The following is a 15608-nucleotide window of genomic DNA, read 5'->3' on the forward strand; positions in this document are numbered from 1 at the left end:
AACGACCACGATTCTACAACCCTCGACATGAGCCGACTATGATTTCGCAATGACCGTTGTGGAAGAGGATGGTTCGTGAAACACTGTTATGGTCGTCTTGCAGGCCTGATTGCTTTACGGGACAACCAGGAGAGACTCAAGGGGATAAATTGAAATCGCACCGGTCCGGAGCCGAACCGGCAACACACTCACCAGAACAGGCCAGACATACATCGATCTACGCACAAACTACCTCGCTACCGTCTCTTCAACGACTGGGTCGCCACCATATGGCATGCTGTACCCATATAAGTAGTGGGGAAGGCTATGCTCATCGACTCCGTTCAGCACCGCGTACTTCTCTCCCGTCAGTCCAAGCAGTGCAAACGCTTTCTGTACGACGTGCTGCGGAGACGAGCCCGCTTTGATGACCATCACCACCTCATCGGCCAAGCTCACCAGACTCCCCATTGTGGCACTGGCCAGGACCGGGGGAGTATTGATGATGATATACTGAAACCGGGTACGTAGCTCGGGCAAGAGCTCCCTGAGCTGCTCAATTCTCCCCAACTCATTCAACTCGCCTCTTGACCGACCCACCGTCATAATGGAACACGACGCTTCGTCGACCATCGAGACACACTCCTCGATAGCCGCTCCTCCATCCAACAGATCCAACAGTCCCGCACGGGCCGATAGACTGACATAATGGTGAAGTGCTGGGCGGCGAAAATCACAGTCGATCAACAGCGTTTGTCTTCCAAGGTCCCGAGCGATCGTATATCCCAAATTTACAACCGTTGTTGTCTTGCCTTCACCTTCCAATGCACTGGTGATTTCAATGACGGTCGACAGACGTTTCTCGATCGACAGGACCATTCTCGTCGCAGCCATACGATATTGCTCGGCCGCAATTGACCCTGGCTGCCACTTCGCAACCAGCCCCCCGTGTGGAACAGATTTAGTGGACGACGTACGAACCACACTATCGTTCTTGCTTGCCGACAATTCGGCACGTCTCTTCACCGGAACATGATCAGACGTTGCCGTGAACAACGGCACCGTCGCCAATACCCGTACGCCAGGAATCTGCTCCAGATCCTCCCGACGCCGAAACGTCGGATTCACATGGTCAAGTCCAAACGCTAACACGGTACCCAACCCACATCCTCCCAACAACCCCGCCATCATAATCTGCAGATGATTGGGGCTCTCTGGTTTACTGGGAAGATTTGCCGGGTCGAGGATCCGAAACTGCTCTCCCTTCTGTCGCTTCTCCATATTGACGGCCACATGGGCGTTGAGTCGTTTATCCAGCAATGCTTGATAGTTTTTTCGTCTATTTTCATAGTCTCGGACAAGAATCATGAGCTCTTGCTCACGTACCGGCGTCTGCTCAACACGTCGCTCCGTTTCCTTAATGAGCTGCAACAGTCTCTCGCGGCGACTCTTGAGCGAGGAAAGCTCCGTCAGCAGATCATTGCGTTGTGTCTTCAGTTCCCTGAGATAGATATAGAAGTCCGGGGGTAAGTCCTTCCGTCCCGTCGGCTCACTGTCCTGATTCACCACGGCAGCATCATCCACGAATGCAGTTCCGTACTTTTCCCCGAGTTGTTCTTTTAAACTGAGGATTTCCTGTTTTGTGTCCGTAATGTCGGGATACGTCTCCTTCCATTCGGCTCGGAGCGTGGTCAGCCGTTGCTCAAGTTGACGCAGCCTCGTGATCAGAGGATCGAGATCTTTTCGAATAAACTTAGGACCATCGGATTCCACACCCGGCGCGACGCTGGCCTGATATTCAGCAATCGACCGTTCCAGTGAACTGACCTTGTCGGTCCGGGAATGAAGCAAATCAGTCGCCGCACTCAATTCCATCTGAAGGCGATCGAGCGCTCTCAGATTGCCTTCAATCTGTTCGGGCAGAAGTCCCGCATATTTGGTTTTATACTGACTAATGGCTTGTTCTTGCCCCTCCAAAGCCTTCTTGGCATCTTCCAATTCTTGCTCCAGAAACGCGGAAACGCCTGTCACAAGCTGTTCCTTGTTCTTGAGATTCTCCTCGATGAACAATGACGCCAACTTTGCGGTCACCTTCATGGCCGTCATCGGATTTTCGTCCGCAAAGGATATGTTGACCGCCTCAACTGTCTGTTTTCTGAGGTCTGGAGATCGAACCATTTCTACCTTGATACCCTTACGCAACTTCTCAATGGCTGATTCAAGGCCGTCACGTTGAATGAGCCCTTCATACAGGCTGTGCTCCTCGAGAATCTGGCCGAGAAGCCCACGACTCATCACCTGTTGCTGAATCATCACCAGTCGCGCTTCAATGTTACCCACCCCAATACCTTTGACATACTCATCGGGAATCTTTTGATTCTCAATCAAAATTTCCGTACTCGAACGATAACTCTTCGGTAGTATGAGGCAAAGCCCCACACCAACGGCAATGCCAGCAAGAATGGAGACGATCACTATCCATTTCCTTCGAACGATGATTCCCCAATATTCCTGCATCTTCACGGAAATCGGTTCAGCCTGCGCACCCGATCTCGCAGGTTGGATGGTTTTGTACATACTCATCTCCATTCGGCCAGCAAATTAAGCATGACCATGTTTCGGTTAAACTCGATGGCTTGTCCCGAGAATGCTCGTTGAAACTCGCTATGCGTGTAGCTGAGCGATGCCGTGAGGCTTGGTCCGATTTTATAGGTAACACTCGGTGTCACCGAATAGGACTCAAACCGCACAGCCGAACTGTCCGGTATGGATCGATTGATGGCATAGTTGGCACTCAGCGACAATGTAAAGGGCTCAGCCATCTGACGTGTCACCGCCCCTGTTACCACTTCGCTTACCAATGCTCCGGATACAAACAAAAAGCTGGGGCTGATGGCCCTCGAATAGGACACTCGTACGGTCGTATACACCCCCTGCCACTCCAACGACGCTCCACCTACTGGGTATATGCCGTTGCGTTGGCTCAACATGGAAAACCCTCCATGACCAATCACCTTTAGCTCTGGAGTAATGGATTTGGACCAGCTCGCAATCGCTCCCTGGGTCGAGAAACCTCTATCTGGTCTATCAGGATCAGAAAAGGTTGCCCTTCTGTACTGATGAGAAAGCGAAATCGTATCAGCCGGCGACGGTCTCACAACGAACCCCGAAGTCAACGTTTGAAAATTCGTATTGATAAACTCCCCGCTTTGCACGAGTCCCGTTGGCGCAGCAAATGCTTTCCCGAATCGCAATCGACTATCCGTATACGTTGAGGAAACTCCGATATGTGGAAGAAAGAAATACGATGCCTCTACGCTGGCCATGTTTGAAAAAGAATTCGCACGTCTGGCCTGAAGCCCCTGCACAAACGTGTCGGAGATTTGATTGCCGCTTGTTGGGGCGGCAAATGCTGGTGGCTGTGGTGTGTAAAATATGCCGTTAGAGATATGCAACCCCAACCCAGGCAACAGTGCATTCATTGCATTATCTAAGTTGAGATCGACCATCCCATTCGCACCCACATAATTCAGCCCAGGGTTCTTGGCATAGACTTCACCCGTCGCTCCTCCTCTGACCCTCACCTCCACCCATGGGTTTTGATGAGCTACCGTTAGCTGAGGCGAAACCGTCGTCACGTAGTCTTCAAGACTCTGTCCTTTCACGAAAAAGACATTGCTATCGTACCGCTCGGCCAATCGAAGCGACGGAATAATTGTCGTCGCCGATTCACCCGTCGTTCTTCCCTCAGGCTCCGCGATCGCGCGCGTCTCTGCAGCCGGTACGGGAGAGTGTTGTGCATACCCCAGAGAGAAACCCACCAGCACCATTCCACAGGCAGTAGCCAGAGTGAAGCAACTTTTGAGCGCGTCTCGTGTCCATCCCATGCCTCGTTACCACGCTCTAGTCGGTACCACCACAAGATCTCCTGTCTTCAGGACAAAGTCTTTGATCACTCCATTTCCTGACATCAAGTCATCATACCGGGCAGGAATCGTGAAATCTTTGGAGACACCATCTTGACCAACGATCGTGCGCCGGACTTGCATCTTGTTCTTTGCTGCATAGAGTGTGAACCCCCCCGCCATTGCGAGAGCTTGCAATACGGTTGCCTGAGACTTCAGCTGATACTTGCCCGGCTTTGCCACATCTCCCAGGACATATACATAGTAGCTATTGACCTCTCTGACCTTCACCGAGACCGACGGATTTTCCTTAAACTTCTTGAGCAATCCTGCAATATGACTTGCAAGTTCATCGGCCGTCCGACCGCTGGCATCCACATCTCCGATCAACGGAATTCCAATCTTTCCATCAGGCCTCACCACCACTTCCTTTTGGGTCAGTTCCTCGCTTTTCCACACCGCAATTTCGAGGATATCCTCAGGCCCCAAGAGAAATTGTTTCATGGTCGCACTATTGGCCTCAGTAACAATATCCGACGATGGCAGTGATCCAGCACAAGCAACAAGCTCCAAGGCCATCACGAGGACCACCAAATGCCTCATAGATTTCATGATCCCAATGACGTTCCCCTGTATGTGATAGATCCCATCCGCAGTTTTCATACGCTAACAGTCTCCTTTGACATCTTTCATCAATGCCGCCCTGAGCGTGGCGTAATCGAGCGTCAGTTCGGCAAATCGCTGTCGTAATCGTCGATGTTCGATTTCCAGCGTCCGCAACCGTTCATTACCATCGACGCGTTGCCGGTTCCGCATCACATTCGCACGCCACCGATACAGCGTCCGCACGGATACCCCATGCTCACGAGAGACATCTCTGGCCTTGCACCCGGCATCAAGCTTGAGTAGTGCTTCCTTCTTCTGCTCTCGAGTCAATGTGCACTTGGCCATCTCGGCCACCACCAGGGTCTGTTCTAGTGCTAGCTAATAGTTCGCTACGGGGGTAAGAAACTCACCGCATCGGCACAACCTCATCAGCTTCTATGTGAATCAGCGCAGCTTGCTGAATGAGTGTGGCGCGAATCACCAACCCATGATGCTTATTTGGTCTGACAAATTGGCCACGAAGTCCGGTGAGCGGCCCTCGCACAACTTCTACCCATGCACCTTCAATCAAGTAGTCACAGGGTTCTACCATCCGATCGACACAGGAGAGCCGCTGGAAAGCAGCAATTTCCTCATCAGGGATAGGCTCTGGTTTTGTGGGGCCAACTATTCTGGACACACCGGGTATCTGAAGGACATTCCGAATCCTGGCTACTGAAAAATTTGCGAAACAGTACCCGCCGAAGAGCGGCACAGTCGTCAACATTTTCCGATCAGACCACTGACGGTATTGCCGACTCAACGGCAGCAATGGCTCCATCCCAGCTGCCGCTAACCGGTCGCGAACCTGTTTTTCATGACGAGCGCGGGTTTGAAGGGCATACCAGAGAGACTCGTCCCTTGGGATGACCCCTTCTTCTTGTTTCATCGATTCCTGTCGCGAATTGAATGCGGACATAGCTTCGCCCTGTGAGTCCCATCCACCCCAAACCAATTTGACAGCTATACAGGGGCATCTGCCTCATGACCATCGGACATATGTCTGGTTTATGTGCGATCACATACTTCCCGCTAGCACGTTTGTCCTACTAAGCCTAATGCCTCGCTGAGCGGTGGGAGATAACTAACACTCATGGGATGGAGGACATCTCTTCATCTGCTCACTCGACTCTCTAAACCTCAAGAAACAAGGACTTCTATCACCTGAATTGGATCAGAACGTGATTGCTATACGCCAATAAGTGTTTCATTGTGAAACACTTATGACACGTGCCTCTCTCGACTTCTGAAATTGCCGATCCTCTTCAATGAAATATTTTTATTTTTAAATTCAAATACCTATCAAGTAAATATTTAATTAGATCCGTTTGTACGCAACTTAGATTCTGCTATCTAGTAATTCAGATCTGGCTATCTAGTAATTTAGATCTAGCGATCTAGTACTTTGGATCTGGCTATCTGGCAGGCATTATGATAAAAAGCAAAATGCTCCACTCTAGCTCCTAGTGACAAAGCAAGGAGCTCAGATGTGGAATTCGAACGGCTTCGGATCACGCGCGGCTCAATTTCAATTGTCACAAGGTTCTCGGCTTGCTCAACTGGCAGATGCTCCGTATCTTGCAAATCTGCGCGCGTACAGAGCAAGAGGGCCCTTAGCTAGCATCTCAACGTTTTTCTGAAGAATTTGTAAATGCCGACCATCAACAGTGGCACATACGGCAATATCTGCTACCGACATGATATAGGTATTTAATCTAGGTCCGCATGGGGCACCAAGCGGTTGACCAGAGTCGGGAGGGATGTATCATGGCCATAAGCGCTGGTTCTTTCACGAAGGTCGCCATTCTCAGCGGTCAGTCGCTTATCTGGGTAGGATTGCGGACGATTCTCGAGAGCACCCACAACTTCCGGATCGTAGGAACACCCATTCAACGCCTGACTGCCCCTGAGATTATTGCCGACTGTCAACCAGATGTCATCATTGTCGACACGGAAACTGAGCGGGATGCCATAGATGGAATCAAACAGCTCCGCGATTCCATCCCCCACAGCAAGATAATGCTATTGAGCGGATTTGAACAAAAAGATCCGGTACGCGAAGCACTTGAATACGGCATTGACGGAGTGATCCTCAAGATCCACCCACCCGCTGTTATTATTGCCGCAATCCAGGCGCTCTTCCCACCATCACATCGCTCTCCTGACACTGAAGACCATACGACAACCTATCGAGATTCCCCAAATCCTTTTGAGGCGCCGTTAAAACCAATCCTACGGCAAACAGGTTGGCCTGATGCATTGACGGAGCGCGAACGAGAAGTGATCGGACTTGTTAAACAAGGTCTATCTAACAAGGATATTGCCCACCAGTTATCTATTTCCGACAGCACCGTCCGACACCATCTGACAAACATTTTTGACAAGGTGGGTGTCCCAAATCGCCAGAAACTCATGGCACACGCTCATCAGCTTCACATCTCTCCCATCTAACAGCCCGCTATCACTTCATCAGTCCGTTCAACAGAGTCTTGCTCGTAACAGCGGGCCCGTAGTCAGCTGTAGCAGCGCCTTACCGGCCTGAACATGATGGCTTACAAAAGATGTGGAAGTCTGGGGTGTGACCTTGGTATGATGCCGTCGCGTTCATCATCTGTACCGTGCCGAGGTAGCTCAGTTGGCAGAGCACAGCCCTGAAAAGGCTGGTGTCGACAGTTCGATTCTGTCCCTCGGCACCACATTCCGCCTACCCGCTAGAATCATTTTTATTGGCATATCACAATCCATGTGGCGGCGGCACTTGCAGGAAACTCGCAGCTCCTCACCACGTCGCATGAATCTGAGGCGGTTGAAAGAACTCTTGCGAGCTGTACGGAAACTGCTTTGAGGATTATTTCTTCAACGCCCGGAGGTAAGCCAGGACTGCTCGACTCTCGTTTTCAGACAAGCGGCCTTTCCATGATGGCATATTAGGTTTGCCTTCATGAATTGTCTCCAGTAATAGCGCATCAGACTTGTTCTTAGTGGCAGGTCTCGTCAGATTGGCTGGGTCAGGCCCCAGTAACAGGTATCCGTCGCCTTTTCCCTCTGGCCCATGGCAACCAGCACAATGTTTGGAGAAAATCTTTCTCCCGTTGATCTGATCAACATTCGGCTGGCTCGTCTCCTTCGGCGCTGCTATCGCGAGCTGGCTGCCCACGATGATGGCTCCTACCGCAGCAACCATTTGAATGAGTACCTTCCACATAGCAAGACCGACCTTTTCTGATGAGTTATCCATCACGCCGATGAGATCTCACCAGGAGGGCGCGTGAACCCTGGTTCGCCGTTTCCATGGTGCTGGTCACCCACTGTATGGGACAGCTCACCCCCCGATCCGGTCGGTGGCCCTCCCGCCTGCCTCGGATCCTGTACTCGACCTTCCAGCCACCGATAGAGAACCGGCAACATGATCAAAGTCAGCAGGGTTGAACTCACAAGTCCGCCGATAACGACGATCGCCAATGGACGCTGAACCTCTGACCCAATTCCTCGTGCAAATGCGAGCGGGACAAGCCCCAATAGCGCAACCAGCGCAGTCATTAAGACCGGGCGCAATCGGAGCAACGCCCCAGATGTCACGGCTTCATCAAGACTGTGCCCATCTTCCCGCAGCTTATTCATATACGAGACAAGCACGATGCCGTTCAGCACAGCCACACCGAACAGATTAATGAATCCGATAGAGGCCGGCACGCTAAGATATTCTTTTGTCAGCCAGAGTGCCACAATCCCACCGATCAAGGCAAAGGGCAGGTTCAAGATGATCAGCGTCGCTTGCCGAAGAGAGTTGAAGGTGGAATACAAGAGAAAGAAAATCAGTACGATAGTGATCGGCACGATGACTCGTAGCTTCGCCATCGCCCGCTCCATATTTTCAAATGATCCGCCCCACGTCACTCGATACCCAGTCGGCAGCGTCACGCGCTCATCAATCTTTTGTTGCGCTTCGGCTACAAGACTCCCGATGTCCCGTCCAAGGGTATTGAATCCGATCGAGACGTACCGTTGCAGCTGCTCTCGGCTGATGCGGCCAGGTCCCTCTCCCAACTGGACAGTGCCAAGATCGGCCAGGGGAATGAGTGCACCGGCCCGGTCGCTCACTTTAATATTACTGATCGTTTCGACGCTATCTCGGTACGCTTTTGGAAACCGCACGACAAGATCGAACCGTTGCTGGCCTTCATAGACGCGGGTCGCAACGTCTCCCCCAATGGCTGTGGAGATGATTTCCCGCACATCGGCGACATTGATTCCATGGCGGGCAATCTTGCTGCGGTCGATATCGATGGTGAGATAAGGTTGTCCGTACAACTGCTCCACCTTGATGTCTCGTACACCTCGGACGGCTTCAAGTACTTCGGCAATCTCTTGCGCTTTATTCCGAAGGGTTTCCAGATCGTCGCCAAACAGCTTCACTGTGGCTTCCGTACGCACGCCAGAAATCAATTCATCGACTCGCTGCTGGATCGGCTGACTGATCAAAAATGTCGCCCCGGAGACCGATGTCAACCGTTCACGGAACTTCTGCATGAGCTCAGGCATGGTCCTGGCCGTCGTCCATTGATCCAATGGCTTGAGCCGAACGACGGGATCGCTCTCATTCGGTTCTTGCGGGTCGTTGCCCAGTTCCGTTCGACCGATCTTGGAGACGACCATCTCCACTTCCGGAAACTCCATGATCGCCTGCTGCATCCGTTTCTCGATTTCGATGGAGGCGGGTAGCGATACACTGGGAAGCCGAATCGTCTGTGGCGCCACCGATCCCTCGTTCAGAGTTGGGATAAATTCCGTTCCAAGTGACGGCACCAACGACAAAGCACCGATGAGAGCCCCAATGGCCATCGCCAACACAGCTACTCGATGTCCAAGCGCCCAATGAAGAGCAGGCGCATAGATCGCCTTCGCCATTCTCACAATCCACGGATCCTCTTCACTGCCATGCCTCAAGGCGAGCGAACAGAGGACCGGCGACAGCGTGAGCGAGAGGAGAAGGGATACTAGGAGCGCGATCATAATAGTATAGGCCAGCGGCTTGAACATCTTGCCTTCCATGCCGTGGAGCGACAGGAGCGGGAGAAACACCAGGATAATGATCAGAATGCCGAACACAACCGGTTGCCCGACTTCCTTCACAGCACTGGTGACAAGCTGCAACCTCGGCATTGTGGCGGCCGAATGGTGCGAGAGGTGGCGGTAGACGTTTTCCACGACGACGACCGAGCCGTCGACAATCATTCCGATCGCAATCGCGAGTCCTCCGAGCGACATCAGATTGGCAGTCAGCCCAATCTGTCCCATGACGATAAATGTGGCAAGCGGCGCCAAGACGAGCGTTCCGACAACGATGAGCGCACTACGGATATTGCCAAGAAAGAGGAATAAAACGACAACAACCAGCACAACCCCTTCCGCCAGTGATTTATAGACGGTGTTCAACGCTTCGGTAATCAGTTCAATCCGATCGTAGAACGGAACAATCCGCAATCCATTCGGCAACAGACCTTTTGAATGAATCTCCTCCACACGAGCCTTCAAGCCTTGGACGACATCCCGAGCATTCCCGCCCCTCAGCATGAGGACGATGCCGCTCACCACCTCACGGTCCCCATTCAGCACCGTGGCACCGTGCCGAACCGCATGGTTAATCACCACTTGCGCTACATCCGAGACATAGACCGGAGTCCCTCCGGTTTCCCGCACCACGATGCGCTCGATATCTTCAATTGAGCGAATCAGCCCAGTCCCCCGCACAATGTATTTTTCCGCGTGTTTCTCCAGAATATTTCCACCGGCGTTCGCATTATTCTTTGCCACGGCATCAAAGACGTCTCGGAGCGTCAAGTTATATTTTCGCAAGAGCCCAGGCTCAACCAACACCTGATACTGCTTGACGTACCCACCCATCGAGTTGACGTCGATCACCTCCGGCGTACTTTTCAGAATGGGGCGAATGACCCAGTCTTGGATCGTACGCTGCGCGATTAAGTTTTGATGTTCCGCTTCGGCATCGGCTGTAGCCCCTCGAGGCGAGTCCAAGTAATACTGAAACACCTCACCCAAGCCAGTGCTGTTCGGCACCAGCATCGGTTCAGCACCGGGAGGAAGTTGTTCCTCCACTTCAAGCAATCGTTCCAACACCAATTGCCGTGCCAAGTTGATATCCATGGAGTCGTCAAACACGATCGTAATGAGCGACAGCCCTACCTTTGTCAGAGAACGCATCTCCGTGAGGGAGGGGACACCCGTGAGTTGCAACTCGATCGGATAGGTCACGAGACGCTCGACTTCCGTCGGCGAAAGACCTGGCGCCTTGGTCACGACCTGCACTAAAACACTGGTGACGTCCGGAAAGGCATCGATCGGAATTGTCCGAAAGGCATAGACCCCGCCCGCTCCGAGCAAGACCGCGCAAATAATGATGAGGAGGCGTTGACGGAGAGAAATGTCAAGGAGGCGTGAGACCATCAGACGGGTTTCTTCAACAACTCAGACTTTAAGATAAAGGCACCGTGCGTCACCACCGGCTCTCCTTCGTTCAGTCCGCTAAGAATGGACGTCAGCGTACCATTCGACTCACCGATGTGCACCTCTCGCATTTCATACTCATTCGCCCCGCGTTGCACAAAGACGAAGGTCCGGCCCTGATCTCGTTGCAACGCCGCCTCCGGCACTGCCAAGCGATCCGGCTGTGACTCGGAAAAGAGGCGAATGGTGGAGAACATTTCCGGCTTGAGCCTCCCATCTTGGTTCGGCAATTCAATCCTCAGTTGCATGGTCCGTGTGATCGGATCCAACACATCGCCGACATACGTAATCATCCCTTTGAACACCTCTTTCGGATAGGCATTGATCCGGACGTCAACCTGGGTGCCACCGGAAGCATGGACGGAATGGACGAATGGAATGTCTTTTTCCGGAATGTTCGCGAGCACCCAGACCTCCGAGAGATCCGCGATCACGAACAAGTTCTCCGTTGTCTCAACGACCTCACCACGTGTCAACTTGCGCCCGATGATCCGACCGCCGAACGGCGCCACAATCGGAACGACCGAGCGGATCTTCCGGCTACGATCAAGCCGGTTAAATTCTTCCTCGTTCATGCCGAGCAACTTAAGCCGGTCATGCGATTCATTGCCCTCGGCTTGAGCGCTCAACAATTCCGCTTGACGCCGTTGCAGCTCGGCCTCACCGATCACCTGCTCCTGCAAGAGAAATTGCGCACGATTGAAGGCTTGCTCAGCAACATGGAGCTTGGCCTTGGCCTTGAGATACGAAGACTGCGCCAGCCCCAGCTCGCTGCTGTACAAGATCGCCAGCGGCGCGTTCGCTTTCACTTCCTGCCCAAGGTCAGCGTACACTTCGACCACTCTACCACGGACCAAGGTGGTGATCTCCGCCATGTTCCGCTGATTAGGCTGCACGATCGCTGGAAAGTCTCGGTGTGTCCGGAAGTCACTGCGGACAACCGGCTGAACCACTACCCCCACCCGTAACGATTCTTCCGCTGACAACGTGATGCGCCCTGGCGTGGAAACGGCAGCCGGCTCTTTACTGGCCACCACATCACTCGGTGTTCCATCACAGCCTGCATCCAGTATCATCACGCTGAACAACACACTCCATAGTCCTCGATTGAGATACGACGACCGAGGTTGGATAGCATGAAACCGAGCGTTCACAACGTTCCCCCTACAGCTTGTTCCAGCCTGGCCAACGAGACGGAAAGGTCATGCCGCGCCAGGGCATAGTCGAGTAAAATTTGTCGCTGGACCCGCTGAGCGTCAAGCACTTCCAAGAGACTTGAGGCCCCCTGTTGAAAACTAAACCGTGCGAGCCGCAAGGCTTCCTGTGCTTGCTTCAAGAGGCCCTTGTCAAACACATCGATCAACTCGGCCGTCGTTTGGACATCTTGATAATGCTGATAGACGGCTCGCCCGAGCTCATTGCGCATCCGAAGCAGCTCTGCCTCATCCCGACGTTTCACTCCTAATGACGCGGCAATCTCTCCCTGACGCCGATACCATAGCGGCATCGGTATCGAGAGACCTCCTTGAAACGCCTCCCGGCCGATTTCACGCCAATAGCTCCCATTGACCGTGATGGTTGGTACCCGTGCCTGCCGTTCAAATTGAATCTTCCAATCCGATTGCTCGACAGACTTCAACAAGCGCTGGATCGTGGGGTGTTGATCCATCATTCGAGTCATGAGACCTTCAATCTGCAACTCTCGAGGAATGTTTCTGAACTCGCCATAGACCGAATACGCCGGGCCGAGCACACCGCCGGTCAAGGTATCAACAGCAACCCGGTTGATCCGAACGAAATTGTCAGCACGAGCGAGTTGTTGACGGGCCTTTAGGACTTCAACCTCTGCTTTGATGGACTCAAACTGTGGAGCTTCGCCGGATTTGACGCGTGCCTTGACGATTCGGGCCACACCTTCAACGGTATCGAGATTCTGCCGAGCCAGATCAGCCTCCTGTTGAGCCAACAGCAGATCATAGAATGCGACTTTGACCTGCGAGGCCAGATTCAACCGGGTTTCCAACATCCCGACGCTGGCTGTGGCCAAACCAAGATCCGCCACTCGTTGCCGTGCCGCACGCAATGCCGGCCATTCGACCGGCTGCCCGACCGTCACGCTATATTCAGTGAGCGACTGAATATTCTCCGGGGGTCCCACGGTCGTGTCTCTAAGCCTCCCACGACCGCCATTGCTGGACACAGTCGGATTGGGATAGGCACCGGCAGCTGTCTGCTGACCCTTTTGCTGTTCAATCGTGCCTTCCGCGATGGAGACCACCGGATTCTTCGTCAAAGCCAGATCAACAATTGTCTCAAGACCGTACACCTGGTTCCCGGATTCCGCAGACACCGAAGTCGCAATCAATCCAACATTCACCGCACAAAGAACCACTAGGGCAAACCCTCTTGCCATTCTCATTCCTTGTCTCAGCATCCCCCGCCCCTTCTCACACTATCCTAGGCTGAATGTATCTGACTTTCAAATGTCTACGCCGACGGTGGCGACTTCTCTTGGTGTACACCGGAGTCAGTCGGCAATCCACTGAAGTAGAAAGCGGAGATCGCCACGGTCGCCGCCACGTTCAATGACTCGACCCCCTCGGCCAATGGAATGGAAAATCTGACCTGAGACGCCTTCATGATTTCGGATGATAGCCCCGCGCCCTCATTGCCAACAGCGACCAGGAGTCGGCTGGGTATGGTTTGAATCTCCCTAATGGGAACTTTATCAGCCGACGACAGGACCGCTGAATAAATTCTACATTCAGACAACCTCACTGCCTGAAGATCCGCTGTCCGAAAAACGGGCAGCCTCAGGAGCGTACCAGCTGTGGCACGGACAACCTTGGGGCTGAAATGATCGGCGGAGTCATGGCTCAACCAGACGCCGGATAGATTCAGCGCGGCGGCTGTCCTGATAATCGTTCCCACGTTCGCCGGATCTTGCAGGTGATCTCCATAGATACCCAGAACGCGTGATCGCCCAAGTACCTGCGCCTCGTTCCACTGAGGTTGCCGGACCACGGCCAGGATCCCTTGAGGCATCTCCACATCTGTCAGTTTTTCAAAGGCAGGATCCGAGCACACGAACTGTCGCGCCCCTAAGCTGGAGCGCCTGCTCCGATCCCCGTCGGTCTCAGTACGAAGGTAACGAGGCGATACGAGGAGACTCTGTATCGCCTGGGGATGTTGGGAGATCAGATCATAACACGGCTTGGCGCCTTCCACCACGAAGACGCCCTCGGTTGATCGGACTTGTTTTTCTCGCAGCAGCTGCCGGATGAAAGAGCCCTGTGCACGAGACAAGGGCCTGGGGTGTGGCCCAGTATCCACTATGATGACCCCGACTGCGCGCCGAAAGGGAACCGACCTAACCAGATGAGGTCGTCACTCACCGGCGCCTTCGTTCAGACGCCGCTTCCGCCGCACGAATACGCTGAGCCCTCGCCTTGGCACGCTTCAGAGCCGTGAGTTTTCCCCTGGTCCGAGTCTGCTCAAACTGAAGCTGTTCAAGCTGAGACTTCAGGTGTGCCTTCTCTTGTTTATGCAGACTCGCGCATTCTGGTTTGGACAACTGTGTCCAATCCCCACTGCTCCTGGCTCGCTTGATTCGATCATCTAGCGATTCTCGAAGCTGCCTGGCTCTCATCGTCATGAGTGATTTGAGCGCCTCTTGACGACGCTGCACCTCTTCCTCCTCAGCCATGATCCCGCGAATATCGGTTCCTAACATGGATCCAACCTCCTTACAGATACTCTGGAACGAGAGCGCGCATTATACCCGATCTCATAGCCAATCTGGAATGCCTTATAAGGCATTGTTTTTAAACGCTAATCAATCCGTATCCTGAGCGCTTCCTTGAAGCGATTTGCTCGGTTGTGTATTATCACCCCATGCCGATAGGGCCATGCATTCAGGGTTGGAGGCTCAAACGAAAGCTGTCGATCGAATCTCTCGCAGACGCGGCCGGCATTTTTCCCAGCCTTCTGGAACAGATCGAAGCGGATCAAGCGGACCCGACGACCTGTATGATCGAAGCACTGGCCTGTGCTCTCCGCGTTCCCCCGTCCTGGCTATTTGACAGCCCCAGATCCTTTGAGCATCTATTCACAGACCACGATGAGGGAGAGGAACCTGACCGTAGTCAGCGTGATCCGGTGACAGATCGAATCCTGTGTGGTTCACGAGCAGACCGGTCACTCTATATTCTCCTCACAACGCTCATGCAATCAGGCGATCCCAAATTGTTGCGGGCGGCCGAGATGAGCCTCCGGAGTCTCGTCAAACAATCGCGGCAAGCTACCGTCCCCTGGCAACAACGCCCTTCGGGCCACTTCGAACCACCGAGCGACTAATCGGATTGGTCGGACAGATCAAGCCATCCCCACTCCACTCAGAGTCCAAGACGACACCGACTCTCAGACCTCGGAGAGAAATCGGATAGCCGAAACCAGGCGCCATATCCATTTCGTGAAACAAACTGTTCCTATGCAATCCCTATTGATACACTCCAGCCATGACAGTATTGGTTAAACTTAGACATGATCCGGCAT

13 protein-coding genes and 1 tRNA gene are annotated in these 15608 nt (G+C 53.2%); 3 read left to right on the plus strand and 11 right to left on the minus strand.

Features of this window, described 5'->3' with window-relative positions; genetic code table 11:
- Window positions 1–228: 228 nt before the first annotated feature.
- The 5 genes from COMA1_RS18130 to nusG form a co-directional block, all read right to left on the minus strand.
- On the minus strand, window positions 229–2556 hold the full coding sequence (locus COMA1_RS18130; protein ID WP_176698161.1) for an XrtA system polysaccharide chain length determinant: 2328 nt from the start codon (window positions 2554–2556) through the stop codon (window positions 229–231).
- A 2-nt stretch (window positions 2557–2558) separates the two neighbouring features.
- Entirely contained in the window at window positions 2559–3866 is a 1308-nt protein-coding gene (locus tag COMA1_RS18135; protein ID WP_090750949.1) for an outer membrane beta-barrel protein, read from the minus strand.
- 6 nt (window positions 3867–3872) lie between these two features.
- Window positions 3873–4547, minus strand: coding sequence for a polysaccharide biosynthesis/export family protein (locus tag COMA1_RS18140; protein WP_090750950.1), 675 nt, complete (start codon window positions 4545–4547; stop codon window positions 3873–3875).
- Window positions 4548–4550: 3 nt separating this feature from the next.
- Entirely contained in the window at window positions 4551–4835 is a 285-nt protein-coding gene (locus COMA1_RS18145; protein WP_141654412.1) for a transposase, read from the minus strand.
- A 61-nt stretch (window positions 4836–4896) separates the two neighbouring features.
- Window positions 4897–5418: a transcription termination/antitermination protein NusG gene (gene nusG, locus COMA1_RS18150; RefSeq protein WP_176698162.1), complete on the minus strand. Its 522-nt coding sequence runs from the start codon at window positions 5416–5418 to the stop codon at window positions 4897–4899.
- 878 nt (window positions 5419–6296) lie between these two features.
- On the opposite strand from nusG, the gene COMA1_RS21890 reads away from it, so the two are divergent.
- Entirely contained in the window at window positions 6297–6980 is a 684-nt protein-coding gene (locus tag COMA1_RS21890; protein ID WP_281176274.1) for a LuxR C-terminal-related transcriptional regulator, read from the plus strand.
- 169 nt (window positions 6981–7149) lie between these two features.
- Window positions 7150–7225 (plus strand) — tRNA-Phe (locus COMA1_RS18160).
- A gap of 152 nt (window positions 7226–7377) precedes the next feature.
- Here COMA1_RS18160 and COMA1_RS18165 read toward each other — a convergent pair.
- From COMA1_RS18165 to COMA1_RS18190, 6 genes are all read right to left on the minus strand, one after another.
- Window positions 7378–7767, minus strand: coding sequence for a c-type cytochrome (locus tag COMA1_RS18165; RefSeq protein WP_090750954.1), 390 nt, complete (start codon window positions 7765–7767; stop codon window positions 7378–7380).
- Entirely contained in the window at window positions 7767–10994 is a 3228-nt protein-coding gene (locus tag COMA1_RS18170; protein WP_090750955.1) for an efflux RND transporter permease subunit, read from the minus strand. The genes COMA1_RS18165 and COMA1_RS18170 overlap by 1 nt, the downstream gene beginning before the upstream one ends.
- The gene (locus COMA1_RS18175) at window positions 10994–12130 is read right to left on the minus strand and encodes an efflux RND transporter periplasmic adaptor subunit (RefSeq protein WP_090750956.1); all 1137 of its coding nucleotides are present in this window, start codon (window positions 12128–12130) and stop codon (window positions 10994–10996) included. The genes COMA1_RS18170 and COMA1_RS18175 overlap by 1 nt, the downstream gene beginning before the upstream one ends.
- 74 nt (window positions 12131–12204) lie before the next feature.
- A complete protein-coding gene (locus tag COMA1_RS18180) occupies window positions 12205–13467 on the minus strand; it encodes a TolC family protein (protein ID WP_176698163.1) in 1263 nt (420 codons plus the stop codon).
- Window positions 13468–13541: 74 nt separating this feature from the next.
- Window positions 13542–14387: a TrmH family RNA methyltransferase gene (locus COMA1_RS18185; protein WP_407921324.1), complete on the minus strand. Its 846-nt coding sequence runs from the start codon at window positions 14385–14387 to the stop codon at window positions 13542–13544.
- Between the two features lie 58 nt (window positions 14388–14445).
- A complete protein-coding gene (locus tag COMA1_RS18190; RefSeq protein WP_090750959.1) occupies window positions 14446–14787 on the minus strand; it encodes a hypothetical protein in 342 nt (113 codons plus the stop codon).
- Between the two features lie 161 nt (window positions 14788–14948).
- Here COMA1_RS18190 and COMA1_RS18195 point away from each other — a divergent pair, with 161 nt between their 5' ends.
- On the plus strand, window positions 14949–15410 hold the full coding sequence (locus tag COMA1_RS18195) for a helix-turn-helix domain-containing protein (RefSeq protein WP_090750960.1): 462 nt from the start codon (window positions 14949–14951) through the stop codon (window positions 15408–15410).
- The last annotated feature ends 198 nt before the right edge of the window (window positions 15411–15608 follow it).

Source organism: Candidatus Nitrospira nitrosa (assembly GCF_001458735.1).
In the GTDB taxonomy this organism is placed as follows: Bacteria; Nitrospirota; Nitrospiria; order Nitrospirales; family Nitrospiraceae; genus Nitrospira_D; species Nitrospira_D nitrosa.

Excerpts from the sequence above, each read along its gene's own strand:
- COMA1_RS18180 (WP_176698163.1), bottom strand. The coding sequence starts at position 13,467 with ATGGCAAGAGGGTTTGCCCTAGTGGTTCTTTGTGCGGTGAATGTTGGA.
- COMA1_RS18175 (WP_090750956.1), bottom strand. The coding sequence starts at position 12,130 with ATGATACTGGATGCAGGCTGTGATGGAACACCGAGTGATGTGGTGGCC.
- nusG (WP_176698162.1), bottom strand. The coding sequence starts at position 5,418 with ATGAAACAAGAAGAAGGGGTCATCCCAAGGGACGAGTCTCTCTGGTAT.
- COMA1_RS18190 (WP_090750959.1), bottom strand. The coding sequence starts at position 14,787 with ATGTTAGGAACCGATATTCGCGGGATCATGGCTGAGGAGGAAGAGGTG.
- COMA1_RS18170 (WP_090750955.1), bottom strand. The coding sequence starts at position 10,994 with ATGGTCTCACGCCTCCTTGACATTTCTCTCCGTCAACGCCTCCTCATC.
- COMA1_RS18165 (WP_090750954.1), bottom strand. The coding sequence starts at position 7,767 with ATGGATAACTCATCAGAAAAGGTCGGTCTTGCTATGTGGAAGGTACTC.
- COMA1_RS21890 (WP_281176274.1), top strand. The coding sequence starts at position 6,297 with ATGGCCATAAGCGCTGGTTCTTTCACGAAGGTCGCCATTCTCAGCGGT.
- COMA1_RS18145 (WP_141654412.1), bottom strand. The coding sequence starts at position 4,835 with ATGGCCAAGTGCACATTGACTCGAGAGCAGAAGAAGGAAGCACTACTC.
- COMA1_RS18140 (WP_090750950.1), bottom strand. The coding sequence starts at position 4,547 with ATGAAAACTGCGGATGGGATCTATCACATACAGGGGAACGTCATTGGG.
- COMA1_RS18135 (WP_090750949.1), bottom strand. The coding sequence starts at position 3,866 with ATGGGATGGACACGAGACGCGCTCAAAAGTTGCTTCACTCTGGCTACT.
- COMA1_RS18195 (WP_090750960.1), top strand. The coding sequence starts at position 14,949 with ATGCCGATAGGGCCATGCATTCAGGGTTGGAGGCTCAAACGAAAGCTG.
- COMA1_RS18130 (WP_176698161.1), bottom strand. The coding sequence starts at position 2,556 with ATGTACAAAACCATCCAACCTGCGAGATCGGGTGCGCAGGCTGAACCG.